Source organism: Acidianus brierleyi, assembly GCF_003201835.2.
GTDB lineage: Archaea > Thermoproteota > Thermoprotei_A > Sulfolobales > Sulfolobaceae > Aramenus > Aramenus brierleyi.
This window is the reverse complement of sequence record NZ_CP029289.2, coordinates 1,632,458-1,648,294: the sequence shown is the minus strand read 5'-3', so window position 1 is coordinate 1,648,294 and position 15,837 is coordinate 1,632,458. Positions and strand designations below refer to the sequence as shown.

Annotated in this window: 18 protein-coding genes, 2 tRNA genes and 1 other RNA gene; 5 read left to right on the top strand and 16 right to left on the bottom strand. The window is 31.5% G+C overall.

Annotation, left to right across the window (positions count from 1 at the left end):
- The first annotated feature begins 21 nt into the window (after positions 1–21).
- The gene (locus DFR85_RS24860) at positions 22–975 is read left to right on the top strand and encodes a glycosyltransferase family 2 protein (protein WP_110270592.1); all 954 of its coding nucleotides are present in this window, start codon (positions 22–24) and stop codon (positions 973–975) included.
- Here DFR85_RS24860 and DFR85_RS24855 read toward each other — a convergent pair.
- From DFR85_RS24855 to lrs14, 3 genes are read right to left on the bottom strand one after another with little or no spacing between them, the layout of a single operon-like run.
- Positions 954–1,601 carry a PIG-L deacetylase family protein gene (locus DFR85_RS24855; protein ID WP_162582743.1) on the bottom strand — a complete coding sequence of 216 codons (648 nt, stop codon included), beginning with the start codon at positions 1,599–1,601 and terminating at the stop codon, positions 954–956. The genes DFR85_RS24860 and DFR85_RS24855 overlap by 22 nt on opposite strands.
- A gap of 25 nt (positions 1,602–1,626) precedes the next feature.
- Complete coding sequence (locus tag DFR85_RS24850) at positions 1,627–2,907, bottom strand: glycosyltransferase family 4 protein (protein WP_162582741.1); 1,281 nt, start codon at positions 2,905–2,907, stop codon at positions 1,627–1,629.
- 60 nt (positions 2,908–2,967) lie between these two features.
- The gene (lrs14, locus tag DFR85_RS24845; RefSeq protein WP_168367240.1) at positions 2,968–3,351 is read right to left on the bottom strand and encodes an Lrs14 family HTH-type transcriptional regulator; all 384 of its coding nucleotides are present in this window, start codon (positions 3,349–3,351) and stop codon (positions 2,968–2,970) included.
- A 244-nt stretch (positions 3,352–3,595) separates the two neighbouring features.
- On the opposite strand from lrs14, the gene DFR85_RS24840 reads away from it, so the two are divergent.
- Both DFR85_RS24840 and DFR85_RS24835 read left to right on the top strand, forming a co-directional pair.
- The gene (locus DFR85_RS24840) at positions 3,596–3,760 is read left to right on the top strand and encodes an AbrB/MazE/SpoVT family DNA-binding domain-containing protein (protein ID WP_110270589.1); all 165 of its coding nucleotides are present in this window, start codon (positions 3,596–3,598) and stop codon (positions 3,758–3,760) included.
- A gap of 29 nt (positions 3,761–3,789) precedes the next feature.
- Complete coding sequence (locus DFR85_RS24835; protein WP_168367151.1) at positions 3,790–4,509, top strand: TatD family hydrolase; 720 nt, start codon at positions 3,790–3,792, stop codon at positions 4,507–4,509.
- Here DFR85_RS24835 and DFR85_RS24830 read toward each other — a convergent pair.
- From DFR85_RS24830 to DFR85_RS24815, 4 genes are all read right to left on the bottom strand, one after another.
- Positions 4,506–4,700, bottom strand: coding sequence for a hypothetical protein (locus DFR85_RS24830; RefSeq protein ID WP_110270587.1), 195 nt, complete (start codon positions 4,698–4,700; stop codon positions 4,506–4,508). The two genes, DFR85_RS24835 and DFR85_RS24830, sit on opposite strands and share 4 nt — an antisense overlap.
- Before the next feature lie 2 nt (positions 4,701–4,702).
- Entirely contained in the window at positions 4,703–5,740 is a 1,038-nt protein-coding gene (locus DFR85_RS24825; RefSeq protein ID WP_110270586.1) for an oxidase, read from the bottom strand.
- Positions 5,741–5,792: 52 nt separating this feature from the next.
- Positions 5,793–7,571, bottom strand: a complete 1,779-nt coding sequence (locus tag DFR85_RS24820) for a cbb3-type cytochrome c oxidase subunit I (RefSeq protein ID WP_110270585.1) — start codon at positions 7,569–7,571, stop codon at positions 5,793–5,795.
- 282 nt (positions 7,572–7,853) lie between these two features.
- Positions 7,854–7,952: transfer RNA gene (locus DFR85_RS24815), tRNA-Ser, on the bottom strand.
- A gap of 241 nt (positions 7,953–8,193) precedes the next feature.
- On the opposite strand from DFR85_RS24815, the gene ffs reads away from it, so the two are divergent.
- Positions 8,194–8,500: signal recognition particle sRNA (gene ffs, locus DFR85_RS24810), an RNA gene on the top strand.
- A gap of 45 nt (positions 8,501–8,545) precedes the next feature.
- Positions 8,546–8,621: transfer RNA gene (locus DFR85_RS24805), tRNA-Pro, on the top strand.
- Positions 8,622–8,786: 165 nt separating this feature from the next.
- Here DFR85_RS24805 and DFR85_RS31930 read toward each other — a convergent pair.
- From DFR85_RS31930 to rpsB, 9 genes are all read right to left on the bottom strand, one after another.
- On the bottom strand, positions 8,787–9,368 hold the full coding sequence (locus DFR85_RS31930; protein WP_432417929.1) for a metallophosphoesterase family protein: 582 nt from the start codon (positions 9,366–9,368) through the stop codon (positions 8,787–8,789).
- Positions 9,369–9,378: 10 nt separating this feature from the next.
- Positions 9,379–9,711: a hypothetical protein gene (locus DFR85_RS31925; RefSeq protein ID WP_246252859.1), complete on the bottom strand. Its 333-nt coding sequence runs from the start codon at positions 9,709–9,711 to the stop codon at positions 9,379–9,381.
- A 277-nt stretch (positions 9,712–9,988) separates the two neighbouring features.
- Entirely contained in the window at positions 9,989–10,942 is a 954-nt protein-coding gene (locus DFR85_RS24795; RefSeq protein WP_110271849.1) for an MraY family glycosyltransferase, read from the bottom strand.
- Position 10,943: 1 nt separating this feature from the next.
- On the bottom strand, positions 10,944–11,927 hold the full coding sequence (gene gds / locus DFR85_RS24790; protein ID WP_110270584.1) for a geranylgeranyl diphosphate synthase: 984 nt from the start codon (positions 11,925–11,927) through the stop codon (positions 10,944–10,946).
- Positions 11,927–13,027, bottom strand: a complete 1,101-nt coding sequence (gene fni / locus DFR85_RS24785) for a type 2 isopentenyl-diphosphate Delta-isomerase (protein WP_432417907.1) — start codon at positions 13,025–13,027, stop codon at positions 11,927–11,929. Before fni ends, gds begins: the two co-directional genes overlap by 1 nt.
- Positions 13,024–13,701: an isopentenyl phosphate kinase gene (locus DFR85_RS24780; protein WP_110270583.1), complete on the bottom strand. Its 678-nt coding sequence runs from the start codon at positions 13,699–13,701 to the stop codon at positions 13,024–13,026. Before DFR85_RS24780 ends, fni begins: the two co-directional genes overlap by 4 nt.
- Positions 13,647–14,318, bottom strand: coding sequence for a hypothetical protein (locus DFR85_RS24775; protein ID WP_246252858.1), 672 nt, complete (start codon positions 14,316–14,318; stop codon positions 13,647–13,649). Before DFR85_RS24775 ends, DFR85_RS24780 begins: the two co-directional genes overlap by 55 nt.
- Entirely contained in the window at positions 14,296–15,150 is an 855-nt protein-coding gene (gene amrB, locus DFR85_RS24770) for an AmmeMemoRadiSam system protein B (RefSeq protein ID WP_110270582.1), read from the bottom strand. The genes DFR85_RS24775 and amrB overlap by 23 nt, the downstream gene beginning before the upstream one ends.
- Positions 15,147–15,830, bottom strand: a complete 684-nt coding sequence (gene rpsB, locus DFR85_RS24765; RefSeq protein WP_110270581.1) for a 30S ribosomal protein S2 — start codon at positions 15,828–15,830, stop codon at positions 15,147–15,149. The genes amrB and rpsB overlap by 4 nt, the downstream gene beginning before the upstream one ends.
- Positions 15,831–15,837: the final 7 nt, after the last annotated feature.

The window sequence follows — 15,837 nt, the reverse complement described above, 5'->3', positions numbered from 1 at the left end:
AATAAAATTTAAAGTTTGGTAATGATATCAGTAATAATTACTGCACATGATAGAAAGAATTTCTTACTAGATGCTGTTAATTCTGTTCTAAATCAAACATTACCTAGAAACGAATATGAAATATTAGTAGTAAAAAATTTTTCAGATTTTGATCAATACTTAGAATCAAACGGGATTTATACTTATTATACCGATGCTAAAGCTACAGGAGAAAAAGTAGCTCTTGGAATAGATAAAAGCCATGGCGAAATATTATGTTTTTTAGACGATGATGATATGTTTTTATCTAATAAATTAGAAACAGTTAAAATGGAATTTAATGCAGATATTGCGTTTTATAACAATTCGAAGATTTTTATTGATGAACAAGGCAAGGAAATTGGAAGAGAAAATAAACATAGAATAGAATACTCAGATAAAAACATTAGAACAGCAAAAAAGTTTTTATCGAATATGTCTTTTAATTTAAGTTCAGAATGCATAAAACGAGACATAGTTGATACAGATAAATTAAGATATATAGGATATTCTATTGATGTTGTAATGGCTTATTTTGGCCTTAATTCAAGAGGTAGACTAATAATAGACGAAAAACCTTTAACACTATTTAGACTACATAGTGGAAACTATTTTGTATATAACAGAAAATATACTTTGTCAGAATTTATAGAGAAAAACAGGAAAGATTATGAATTTGGATCTAAAATTTCTGAAAGAATAAAAACAAATTTTAAAAATACATTTGTAGGAAAACTTGCTTTTTTGGAATATATCGCAGATTCTTTCTACTTTACCATATACGATAGTACTTCACTAAATAATAGACTAAAAGCACTATTGTTAGCCATTAAGTATATGAATAGTGCTAAAGATATTACATCAATAAAACTAGTTGGTGCATCACTTTTATTTCTAATTAACCCTAATTTATTATATAAAAAGTTATATGAACGTTATATGAAAAAAGTCTCATAATTTGTAGTAAATCTAGATAGAAACTCTTTTGAAAACCATTTTACTTGACTTTTATATTCTTCTAATGCTTTTAACTTAATATTCAGATATTTGGAAATATCTACGACTTCTATTCTTGGTTTATAGAAGTAGCTTTTTATAAATTTTATAGATATATTTAAGTCTCGTGCTATTAATCGCGGTTTCCAAATCATGAATGAGTACTGTTTAACATTTATATTCAAATTTCCAATAGCTTTTCTAACTATTTCTCCAGTAGTACTATGATCTGTATGAGCATCAATATGAGATGTAAAATATATATTATTAGGTTTTACAGTTTTAATTATATCTTCGACTTTTAATAAGGCTAATTTTTTGCTCTTACTTAAATGGCCATCTTCAAAATCTAAGAAATATATATTATCTTTCTTAATTCCTAAAATTTCTAAAGCATTTAATGCCTCTTTTTTCCGCGTTTCTATCAGCTCTTTAGATCCCCTTTCTTCAGGTAAAGGAGATCCATATCTACCATCAGTCATAAATACTATATAAACTTCCTCACCAGAGCTTCTTCTGGCAGCTATTGATCCACCGCAACCTAAAGTTTCATCATCTGCATGTGGTGAGAATATTAAAGTAGTCATATCTGCCATATATTTTATCAAGTTATTATTTTTTCCCAAACTCTAAAATATATTTTTTTACTTCTAAAGCCACATTATCCCATGATGAATAAAAATTTAGAAAATCGATTATTTTTTTATTATTTAATAAATCGCTATATGTATTTCTATCAAGCTGTAAAATATTAACGGCTTCTCGAGCTAATTCATCTTTATGAAATTCATTCACTAACCTTACCGCGTCTATATTTTTGTATATTGAATGTATGCCTACAATGTCATAAGAAACTACTGGTAGGCCTAGAGCTAATGACTCTAATATTGTTAAAGAAAACGAATCAATATGAGAAGGATATAGAAGAAGTTTCGCCTTTGAAACAATATCTATAAATTTAGATTTTTCCTTATGCTTATCTATAAAACCTAGAAATTCTATATTCTTATCTACACCAAGATTTTTAGCTTTTAACCAAAACAATTTTTCGATACATCTTGAAGAAAATTTGCCTAATAACTTTAAGCTGATATTCACCTTTTTCCTAATTTGATAAAGAATATCAGGAATTTCTAGAACCCCTTTATGTTCAGCTAAAACTCCAAAATATATCATGTAGTCTGCCTTATCAAGAACATTTCGATATTTTAACAAATCACTATCAAAAGCATTACCAGGGGAAAGTATTCTTAAAGGAATAGAATATTTATATAGTGCAGAATAGAATAGAGGTCCTTCACTTACGCTGGCTATAAAGGAAGGCGGAGAATAATCTAGTAATTTCGTATATACTCTTTTAAGGTATAAGGCATTGTATAGATAACTAGTTATAAATCCTCTTCTGTTATATATTAAACATCTGTTAAATCTAATTCGTATTAATTCTTTAAGATACTCCAAATTATTGTTATAAAATAAAGGCGTATGTAAGGTAATTCCGAACTTTTTCCCAGAAAATTTTGATATGAAAAAAATATCAGCTGTCGTATGATCAGGTTCATATAAGAATTCAATATCTTTAGTATATTTAGCATAAATTTTTGACATATTTTTTGAAAATTTTTCGAAGAAGAATGTATTATAAGCAGATTCTGAGTATTTATCTAACATTTCATAAAAGATCTCGGGAATCTCAACAATTTTTCCAATATAATCTGCTTTGTGTAAAATTTCATCTTTTCTATCTCCCCACTTTAAAAATAGTCTACTAGATGGAAAATAAACAATTTCAAAATCATTAGCTAACCTCTTTATAACTTCTAGAGAATGTACCCCTCCTCCTCCTGGAAATATAGGAGCTATTAATTGATCATAAACTATTCCTAACCTCAATTCAAAACAACTAAAAAACATGCTAAAAGAAAAATCTATTGAATAAAGTTATAGGAGACTTTATGGCTTAAATTCTTGATTTACTAAATCAGCCATTTTTTCTGAGCAGTCTTTAATGTCTTGTAATATCTTTGATTTCAATTCTCCGTAGTCTTTTGCCTTGTATAAGTATCTTGGTCTTCCTGCCTTGTTACCAGGTTCCTTAATTCTCATGACTAAAGCCATTTCAAGAAGTTTATTCAAACTTCTATTTATAGAAGCTTTAGACAATTTTAATTCAGTTTCTAATTCTTCAGTACCCCTAGCATCTCCTTTCATTAACGCAATAAGTACTTGAACATCAGTTTCAGACAATCCATAGCAAAAAGACAATATATCTACTAATCCAGCATCTTTTCCAGATGGTAACTTTATTCTTGATCCACTAATCTGAGTTTGTTCCATTTTAACCACATATAAAGAATGTAAATTCTCATATATATATTTTTTCATTGTAGAATAAGGATTAGATTTCAACTTTTCCTATGAATTAAGCTTTTATACAAAATACTCCTGCTTTCAACTTAATATATAAATCTGAAATGTTCCAATAGTAAGAACTATCTCACTTATATCATCAAATGATATTTTTTCATAACTAAAAAAAGATTTATATACCACTACTTATATAGGTAACATAGTGATCTAAATGGAAGTAGAAGAAATAGTCAAAGTTAGTAGGAACTATCAGGTAACAATACCTGCTAAGATAAGACAAAAATTCCAAATAAAAGAAGGAGATCTAGTTAAAGTAATTTTTGATGAAAAAGATAACGCTGTAAAAATAACACTTATGAAAGAACCATGGAAATAATTTTTTAAATATAATTTTTTAATTTTTTTGTGCTAACAGATATTCACGCTCATCTGCATACAAAAGATTTTGATCTAGATCGAGATAAAGTGATAAACAAATGTGAGATAGTTATTGTTGAAGCAGGAGTAGATCTAGAATCGGATTTAAAAGTTCTAGAATTATCTAGAAAATATTCAAATATCCTTCCAGCAATAGGTTTTCACCCGGAATATATTGAAAAAAGTGAAGAAGTAGAAAAAATATTAAAACTTCTCGATCAAGCTAAAGCAATAAGCGAAGTAGGACTTGATTATTACTGGATTAAAGATCAGAATTTAAAGAAAAAGGAAATTGAAATACTTAAGATATTTCTCAAAGAAGGAGAAAAAAGAAAATTACCTATAATTATTCATTCTAGAGGTGGAAATAAGGATTTAATAAACTTATTACCTTCATATAAAATAAAATTTGTATTACATGCTTATGAAGGAAGCACAAAAGATGCTCAGAAATTTATAGATATGGGAGGTTACATATCTATTCCTCCAATACTCCTAAGAGATAAAAATAGACAAGAAATAGTAAAATGCGTACCATTGGAGAGTATAGTTACAGAAACTGATTCACCATTTATGGGATATGAAAAAAATCAAAGAAACGAGCCTTGCAATGTGTCATTCACTATCAAGAAAATATCAGAAATAAAGAAAATAGAAGAAAAAGAGATTGAAAAGAAAATAGAAGAAAATTTTAAAAAAATAATTTAACTTTTACCTTCTTCTTGGGGTGCAAAGTACACAAATAGGAAGAATGATATAAATCCAATGAATGCCATTATAGTAAATACTAACGTATAAGGCGCTGCTGCCGCATGTAGCGTAGCATCCGCTAATTCCCATACTAGTAATGCAATTGCCAATACGTACCCTATGCCTAATACTTTAAAGAAACTCACCATTTTTAGCTCACCACCAACATAGTTCCCCAATATCCCATTACGTATCCCTTTTGTATACCTATTAATGGACCGATTTTAGTTGATAGCCCCATTGGATTATAGTTATAGTATACTGGATATATTAATCCATATACATATGCTGGGGCAGTAGCAGTAAAGTGGAAAGTCATTGTTGAATTATAACTTATTGGTTCTGTAACTACTGGAGTTATAGTTCCGTTCCACCATACGGCATAAATACCAACTGTAACGTTAGTTACAGCATATGGCTTACCAGATACTGAATAGTTGTAGAGATAGTTATGGTCATTATCTGGAGTAGGCATATACATTTTTACTGTAACTGACGAACCGTCCTTAACTACTAATGTTGGACCTGGGACAGTACTATTGAATATTCCATAATCGCTTCCAGTTAGATAGAATGAGGGAGTGGAAGTAGTAGTCTGGCATATTATTGGAGGATTATAAGGATCGCCAACTAGCGCTATAGATTGAGCTTTAGATGTTTGAGAAATATATGCAGACATGTTACTAGGAGTAATGTAACCAGACGCAGGAATATCTAATAGTAATCCTGTTTGATAACTAAACCATGGACCATTAAATTCTCCACCAACGAACGCATATGCACCAGTTATGTTAGGCACTGGTAACGCATCATAAGCAACCAAACCAGGAACTATTTGATCAGTAATTACTCTATCAGAATAGTCAGCGAAATAAAAGTTAGATGTTACATCGGCTGATGTCATAGATATATTTAACCATTCATGTGGATGAGCTACTATTAAATTATAGTAGAATGGGTTACCTAATTCTTCTGAATTAACTGGACCACTCTCATTAACCTTAAAGAGATATTGATAAGAGGTTATATGAACATTAACTATACTACTTGGGTCATTAGGTAATTCACTTAATGTACTCGGTACTCCTCCGACTATAAAATCTTGAGGAAGAGTACCAACAATAACAATAGCAAATAGAACAATAACAAATAAGGTCCAAATTAATTCCCATCTTTCTTGTTTATCCATCTAAATCACCTTTAACAGACTTAATTTATAGACTAAATATTAAAAAAACTAACTAAATGCTTTTAGATCCTCTTAAGACTGGATATGCTATCATTACTATACCTATTGTTAATAGCACTATCCATGCCCATGGTGCAGCATTGTACATATTTCCTCCTAGAGATAGTGGTATTGCACTAGCTATTATGAATAATGCCCCAATTATTCCTAATACCCAATCTATTCCTAATGCTTTCTTTAACATACTTCTACTTATTTTATGATTATTATTAAATTTTATCAATGAACTCATATTGGCATTTTCCCAACTTAAGGACATAGCAACTGTATTTATTAATTCTCCTACACCTAGTCCCTCTAACTTTGCAGTTCTTCCTTTAACTAATGTTAATACTAGATTTAAGAACCATCCTAATGTTGCTAACTCTGCTATTAAAGCTCCTACAGTAGCCAGATTTTCTGCAAAAACTAATCCAGGCTCGAATCTAGGATAAATTTCTGCTCTTCTTACTATGCCGTAAAATCCTATCATTTCCATTCCTATAATTAACATTACAGCACCTATTATGTAGCCTATAAAGTGAGTCCATGCTAACTTTGCAGAATACCATTGTCTACCAGACATCATAGGTATCATAAAATATAGCACTGCCATAGCAGCTGGAACTATAGATAAAAGTATCATAGCGTGGAAGTGTCCAACTACCCACATACTATTATGTACTATAGAGTCAAAAGCTATAGTAGCATTTGCTATTCCAGTTACTCCTGCGGCTATTGCGCCTGCAAAAGAAGCTGAAATAAACGCTGTTATTATATTCCAATTTACTTGTGCTCCTTTTGTTGTTGCCCATAAGTTGAAGAACGTCATCATTGATGGTACTACTACTGCATACGTTAATACTTCTTGCAATATCTTTATTCCTACTGGTAAGTTTACCATATATAAGTGATGTATTGGAACGTTGTTTGAAAATATTAGATAAAGCAGTGCTGAAATTCTTCCCATCCTATCACTATATAGAGGCTTATTAGCCAAAATAGGAATAAGCAAATACATTGCACCAACTGCTGGCAACCATGCCATATATACTATAGCATGACCGAATATCCAAAATGCTATCTGATTAGCTATAGGATCTAATCTTACTATGCCTGCATAAGCTAGAACATCCCATATATCTGCAGCAGTAACTCCAGAGTATCCTATAGTATATAATAATGTATCCATAAGGAAAAATACTAAGCCTATAGGTAACTTTTCCTTTAATGTCTTAGCAGCTATATAATAATGGTAAATTATCCATATTCCTGCTAAATATGTGAATGCATCTAGAAGTAACCATCCTGTAAAGAATAATGGAGAAACTACATATTGAGAATAAGATGGAATCCCCATTGGTGATAGGTAATACCAATCTGTAGCTGAAAAGTAATTATCATTAAATGTAGGATATACTACTATAGGTCCTTCCATAAACATCATTGAAATATTAATAAGAATAAAGGAAATATTTAAGAGCCATTTAGCTTTTGGCTGTAAATTCAATAATTTTATAGTGAAATATATAAATAGTGCAAATTCTACTTGTTGTGCAAAACCAAATAAGTCCCTCTCAGCGTGGAGAGTTATAGCGCCATAGTATTCTTGTGATGTCTCTATAAGTAGTGCAGAAGTACCCCACGTTGTTTCCTGAAGCCTGACCATGAGTGAGTCTATTACACCCAAAAGCCCCCATATTACACCCATAACTAACATTGCCATTACTATTCTTGTAGTCCAATCTTTATCAAGTTGGAATAATGCGATAATTAGATTTTTAAGTCCCATATAAGGTCATGATAATTTATTTTTACCTATTTTTATTTTTTTCAATGTAAAACTTTAATAAACCATTTTTAACAGAGTTAAATTAGCGAAAAATAATTAAATTAATTATTATATAATAAATTGTTTAAAAAATCGACATTTATACCTTAATTTCAGATATTTAGTCTTATAGAAGAGGAAAAACACTAACATATTGCATCAAGTCTCGATTCCTAAATGCGTTACACTTTATTTATGGATATTACCACGCTCAGAAAAATTATTAATTACAATATATTTATACGCCGGGAGCGGGATTTGAACCCGCGCGGGGTTTCCCCCAACGGCTACCTGCTTGACGATTAGCAGGCCGCCGCCCTAACCGAGCTAGGCGACCCCGGCAAAAATCTTATTGTCAGCGGGGCTTATAAATGTTACCATAAAAACACAACTAATATTAAACAAACATTAATACTGTTATTATTTAATAGCGATTCAGATAAGCCTTGAATATAACAAAATACATAAAAATTACTAAAAATCAGTATTATTTGAGCTGAATATTAAGTTTCTTCTGATTTATCTAATCTAGCCATCACTGTTTTTGCATTAACTTCAAAAACCTTATTGCAGAAGTATTAATGGGTTGGGTAGGGTGGGGAGACTCGCCATCTCCTATTCCCGCATGGCGTAAAGCGGGCACCAGTAACTTCCTCCCTATGGCAAGTAATAGTCTAGGTCCAGGCTGTACAATGAAAGCCGCCCAATAGGGCTAACGTCTATGGACTTCCTCTTCGGAGGGAGAGGATGTTCCATACTTACCGGGTGAATCGGTCAGGTCCGGAAGGGAGCAGCCGTAGCCGGGCGTTAGCGCTTATTGGTCACCGGCTTAAGGTAAGTCTGGGTTAAAGCCTAGACTATTAACTACCATGGAGAGGAAGATCCAACCCATATATAATAAACTTTTAAAAGTGTTTTTTACACATTAGTATTGTGGGGCTGTAGTCTAGCCTGGACTAGGATGCCAGGCTTGGGCCCTGGTGATCGAGGGTTCAAATCCCTCCAGCCCCATTGGAATCTAACTACATTCTCTTCTATATTCACTTTAATTCTCCTTTTTTTAATGAGTTAATTTAAAATTGCTTTGCGTTTATCCCACTATCTCTCTACATTAACAATTATTTCTTATCACTTTAGCTCATTGGAATTACTTTAACAAAAAACTCTACAAATAATTCATCCAGATAAGATAGCAGTTCCTTTTATTTTATATTTGACCATTATGCCTTCTAGCTTTCTTTCTAGGATTATTATTGAATATTTTAACAGTCCTTCATTAGCTAGACTTCCTGGATTAATTATTATTGTGTTTTTTATCTTATCCGTATCAGAAGACTCTATTATATGACCATGTAAACCTAGTAGAGGTCTATATTTTTCAATTAAATCCCTTACTCCTCTAGATCCAACATGTTCTCTTTCCTTACCATTGATTATAGCTATATCAAGTTTAGTATTATATGGCGGAGCATGAAAATTTAATATTACCTTATCTGGATCATCTATTTTCTTTAAGTAATCCTCTCCTTTTATGTATATAGTAGAGTCGGGTTTTTCTCTGTAGCTTTTAAAAGGTGTAGGATTTACATACCCATATGAAATCAGATATAAAGTATTAGTCTTGCCTTCTTCTAATTCAAATATTCCTTCATCTCTTATATTATACTTAGAGAAAATTTCGTCTAAATATAATGGATCGTCATTGCCATAACTCCAGAATACCTTTATATTAGTATTAACTAGTTTTTCTTCAGCTATCTTAATCCAGTTATCTATTTGTTTTTCCTATAAATACCTTCTTTGTAGATTCTAGATATTCCTTATTGTCCATAACTTTCTGTATTTCGTCTTTATCCGCAACATAAATATAGTAACCATACTTCTTGGCATCCTCATAAACAGTTTTTATATCTATTTCATTACCATCAAAATAATATTTATCTCCTCTTCTTTCTATATATACTATATTTTTAGATGCTATGTCCCCACCTATAATAAGGTAATCGACATTGTACATCCTTGCCGCATTTAATGTCTTTCTATAAGCAGTTTCTGATCCATGTAAATCCGTAACAAACATTAGTTTAATTTCTCCAAACATCAGAAAATTAACTACAAACTTACTATTTAAGAATTTTGTCATTATAATTTAAAAATAGTTACTTTATAGGAAATAAAATAAAACAATTTAAATTGCCTATTCTAGAATTGAGAATATAAATACTAGTATAACTGATAATACATCTATTATTAATAAATCTCAAAGTAATTGAAATTTATAGAGATATAACAATAATGGAATAACTCTTAAGATAGAGCTATCTAAATAGTATTCATGTAAAAATTCAAGATATTAATATCTCATTTATAAATAAAAATTATATTCTTATAATAGTGGTCTGTAAAATAATTGCAATTACAGCAAATATTATTTCTATGCTCCATATTATACCTACTACTTGATACTCTTTGAAATGGCCTAGTTTCATTATTATATGAGTTAGCGAATTGGGTTTTTCATCCCAGTAAAGATAACCTTCAGGAGAAATCTTACCAAAAGAAATACCCTTAAATTTAGTTCTAGCCTTCAATAAGAATTCTATGACATAAGGAATATACAGTATAGCTAATGCGGTTAACATAAACCCAGAAATACCTATAGAACCTATTACGGAACCAATGAAATAAGTACCTATGTTACCTAAAAATACCTTCGCAGGATATTTGTTATAATAAAGAAAGGCTAGGAGTGAAGATAAAAGAACCAGTGCCAATTCTCCTGAAATATATATACTTCCTATACTTCTTAAGCCTATTATTGCTAAAGCTGCTGACATTATTATACCCATTCCGGTTCCTAAGCCGTTTAACCCCTCAAGCATATTAAATGCGTTAGCTGATATTGTCAAAGCTATAGGTATTATGAATATGTAATAGAATTCTCCAAAATTAACTGGACCTAAAAAAGGTATGGAAATTGTTGAGTGTCCCACGCTAAAAAGGGCTAAAGGTACTGAAGCTAATGCCGGCGTAAAAGCCCTTACTGACTGCCTCAAATTTAATACATCATCTAAGAGACCTAAAAATGCTATTAAAAGCGAGGATAAAAGAACTGCAGAAATTACGTTTCCGCTTGGATCAGTAACTAACAATGTGAAAGCTCCACCAACAAATCCTGCAATTATACCAACTCCTCCTAAGACAGGAATTGAGGGTTTATCTTTCTTATTTATATCTTTACCCACAAACCCTCTACTTTTAGAGATCTTGATAATCCAGTCTGTAGCTACAAAAGTAATAAAAAATGCTATAATTGCAGGGATTAATAGCAAATTATTTTCGCCTTTTAACTGTAAACTCACCAAGGTATTTTAAAGCCTTTCCAGCTATTTCGTTCTTACTCTCTATAGAGGAAATATCATTTAGCGCATTATCTAAGTATTTTTCTGCTAAAGAATATGCATATTCTAAAGCCAAATATTTAATTACTTCAGCAGCTTTTTTTACATCTTCTTGGTTTTTAGAACCTAATCCTTTGATTATCACATCTCTCTCATTAGCAGTAGCTTTTTCTAGAGCCTTAATTACTAATATTGTCTTTTTTCCTTCTCTTATGTCACTATAAATTGGTTTTCCAAGCTCTTTTTCATCTGCAGTTAGACCTAAAATATCATCTATTATCTGAAAAGAAATACCAAGATTTAAACCGTAGGATGAAAGTTTATTTACAGTATTTTCATTTGCTCCTGCTATTATACCTCCTAGAGAAGATGCACATGAAAATAATTGTGCAGTTTTTTTCTTTATCATTTCTATATATTCTTCTTCAGATACATTAGATCTTTTTTCAAAATCCATATCCATAGCCTGACCTTCAGAAATTATAATAATAGATTTAGTAAATATTGAAATAGCCCAATAATATCTTTGGCTATCTAGTCCTTTTAGAGAATCGTTTAGTATCTCAAAAGCTTTTGCATGAAGAAGATCCCCTGCCAATATAGCTAAAGGAATGCCCCAAACTACATGAACTGTTGGAATTCCTCTTCTAAGATTATCTTCGTCCATAATATCATCGTGAATCAGAGTAAAATTATGCAAAACCTCTACTGCAGCAGCTGCTTTATATGATCTCTCTCTATCTCCTCCTAAAAGGTCGGAAGAAGAAACTAAAATTAATGGCCTAAGTCTTTTACCACCAGCATTCAAGAGATACATAGATGCATCATAAAGATCTTTTGTATCACCTTTCACGTAACTTTTTATAGTCTCATTAACGTTATCTGTTATTTCCTTAAAGTACTCCTCTAAGTTCATTATTCTCTCTTTCTTAATTTATCATAAATAGATAAGCTTATTCCTCGAGAACCCATCCAATCTTTCAGATCTTTCCAAATTACTATATTAGTCTTCTTAAGTTCCTCTATATCCTTAGATCCAGTAAGCATCATGGCGGCCTTCAATTCAAAAATAGTTTTATTAAAAAACGATTTGAGAGAATCTTTACCTTCCACTGCCCTCTTTAAAACAGGACTTGCCATGCCACCTATATCAGAACCTAAGGCTATAGCTCTGGCAACATCTAAACCATTTCTTATTCCTCCGCTACCTATTATGAATGAGTCAGGAACGGAATATCTTGTTTCTACTATAGACGCTGCAGTAGGAATTCCCCAATCAGCAAAAAGTGATGCACTTTGTTCTTTCCAATTCCCTTTTCTTTTATCTCTTATCATTTCTACAGCTATCCAACTAGTTCCTCCTTGTCCAGAAACATCAAAATTTTTGAACCCATATTTTGAAAACAATATTGCTGTTTCCATCGAAATACCAGTTCCTGTTTCCTTTATTATTATAGGTACTTTCAAAGATTTTGAAATGTCTTTCAACTTTTCCAAGATTTCTTTAGAATAATCTGGTTCACCTTCGGGTTGAAATATTTCTTGAGCAGGATTTAGATGAATGGCTATAGCGTCAGCCTCTATCATAGATACAGCTTTTTCTAATTCTTTAACACCGTAACCTTTAGTAAGTTGCGGAGCTCCTATATTTGCAATAATAGGAGAAGATGGTGCTACTTTTCTAACTATTTTAAAACTCTCTTCTGCAGAAGAGTTTTCTATAGCTATCCTTTGACTACCTACTCCCATAGCTAATCCCAACTCTTCTACTACTGAAGCTATTGTCTCATTTATTTTACCTAAGTCTGCAGTACCTCCAGTCATACCAGTTACCATTAAAGGTGCGGAAATGTCTTTGTTAAAGAACTTTGTTTTTGTAATTATATCATTAAATGAAATCTCTGGCATTGCTTTATGAACCAGAACAACATTATCTAAAAGAGTTGAAGTAAATCCCTCAACTCCCTCATATAGGCAAATTTCTACATGTTCTATTTTCCTGTTACTTATCATCATTCCGCCTCCACAAAAGTGCCAATTCTTTTTCCACTCAATGCATAATATATGTTTGTGGGATTTCTACCATCAAAAATGAGGGAATTTACTTTATATTGAAATATTTTCCTTAATTTCTCTCTTATACCACCAGTAACATCGAATTGAGATGTTCTTATTTCTCTAAAATCATCAAGAGATTTTAACAAGCTCACAGCAGTATTATTTATTATTATACCTTCAACATCAGTAGCAAAGAGAGCTTCTGTATGAAAGTGTTTCGCTATAGTTAACGTTATATCGTCTCCAGAAATAATATTTCCATTTGGCAATATATCACCATAAATTATTGGTATTAGATTATTTTGTAATATTTCCAAAACTTGATTAATTGTGAAATATCTTCCTGGTAAAGGAAAAACAGGAATGTTTTCTTTATTAAAAATTTTCAATATTTTTAGATTTAATTCCTGCATAGCTATAACTGTCCTAGTTTGAGTATTTTCTTTACTTAACGAAGCTTCATAATGCCCGAAACTTCCTCCACCATGAACTAATATCACTTTAAAATTCTTTATCACGTTCACAACGTTAGTTACTAGTTCCTCATTAAACGAAAAAGGTACATTCTTATTAGTGATTAAACTTCCACCAAGTTTGAGAACTCTATAAACGTAGCCCAATTTAGATCCCATATTATTTTCCAATTATTAGTATAAGGAGAAAAAATAGAATACAGCGAATGCCATAGTCCATTCTCTAGATTTACTAAATCAGGAGAAAATTTTTCAGAAAATTTAACCGGTATCATACCTAGGGTATGTATTATAGAATTATCTAAGTCGTCTCTAATCCGTATTGGAAAACTATATAGCACCCTTATTTTAAGGGAAGGAAATGAAATTTTTACTGGATCCTCATTATCTCTATAGAGAATTGAGGAGTTCATAAACTGTGCAGTTCTAAGTGCTCTAATTAATTCAGAATCGTATAACGCATCATCTATCATTCTCATAATTTCATTTTCTTCATCTAAAGTTATTGGCAATTCACATGTTCCTATCGCTCGATCTATCAGAAATTTAGTAATAATAACATAATACGATGAAAAAGGAAGATTGTTCTCTATATCAATATTAAATTTGCACTCAAACCCAGTAGCTTCTTTAAATATTTTTGAAATGTCAATCCTAGGTTTTCTATCAATTAATCTTATCTTATGTTTTATATTAACTATAAGAAGAGGATTATTAACTATAGTAGGAATGCCAGAAAAACATAATGGAATATTAATTTCCAAATCTCGCTGCAAGATATCCCACTACTGAGTCCTTGCTGCCAGAAGTATCACCAGAAGTTGCATGCTTAAGTATGTAAGGTTTTTTATTAAATTTTCTAGCCAAAATCATTGAAACCATTACTGGAGCATATCCACACATAGTAACATCCTTATCTTCAACTACCTCATATAGTCCTTTATAATCTAACTGAACTATCTTATCTATAGCCATTTGATCCTTTTTATACGTTACATCATAAGGATCATAATGATTCATATCACTACTAGAAAGAATTACAATATCTTTGTCCTTATGATTATCTAATATCTTATAAATTCCATTAGCCAAATATTCTGCTATTTCTGGAGTTTGTAAACCTACGACTATAGGTACTATTTCAAAATTAGAATCAAAAAAATATTGGAGAAAAGGTATCTGAACTTCAATCGAATGCTCATACAAATGAGCTTTTTCATCTATATCAACTACTTGAGAATATTTCACTAATTCCATTACAATATCCTTATTTACTCTTACATCGCCTAAAGGAGTTTCCCACTCTCCTTCAGGCCATACTGAAACATAAGAACCATAACCCGTATGATTTGGGCCTAATATTATTACTATATCAGGTTTACCTTCTGATACTAAATAATAGTAAGAATGAGCCGCAACTGGACCACTATAAATATAGCCAGCATGCGGAACTATAAAAAACAAGTTATCTCTCTTATTTTTATCTTTCGGAATTTCAGGTATTTTTCCAGGTCCTACTGGATGATTAAAACTCCACTCAATTCTATTTTTTAATTCCTGAGGATCGGACTCATAGAATGATCCGGCTACTGCGGGCATTCTTTTCATTGAACTAGTTTCACCTCAAATTCCTCTACCTTTACTGGTATATCTGCGTCTGTAGCAATTTCTTTCCTTTCCCTCAATATTTGTCTAGCCAAGATCCAATATAGTAAAGCTAGAGACTTCCTACCCTTATTGTTAGCTGGTATCACAAGGTCAACATAGTCTATCTTAGCATCAGTATCTGCGAATGCAACAACTGGAATTCCCATGTCAGCAGCTTCTTTAATGGCTTGTAAATCTGTTCTAGGATCTGAAATTAATATCACCTCAGGTTCCATAAAGTGCTCCAGGTAAGGATTAGTTAATGTCCCTGGTACTAATCTTCCTGTGACGGATTTACCTCCTACAACTTCCGCAAATTTTTGAACTGGAGTAAATGCATAGGGTCTAGAAGCTACTGCAAGGATAGATGATGCTTGAAATCTAGAAAGGAATTTAGCAGCTATTCTTAACCTTTCATCTATTTTTCTAACATCTAATACATATAGACCTTCTGGCCTTACTCTATAGATGAATTTTTCCATATACCTTGTACAGCTATGCGTCCCAATATGAACTCCAGAAGATAAATAAGTCTCTAGTGGAACTAATAATTCTATTACTGCACCCTTTTCTGATTTTTGTAATTCAGCTTTCTCCTCTTCGGATAATTCAGTATTTTTATTTTCTTCATCTGCTGACATACTATCA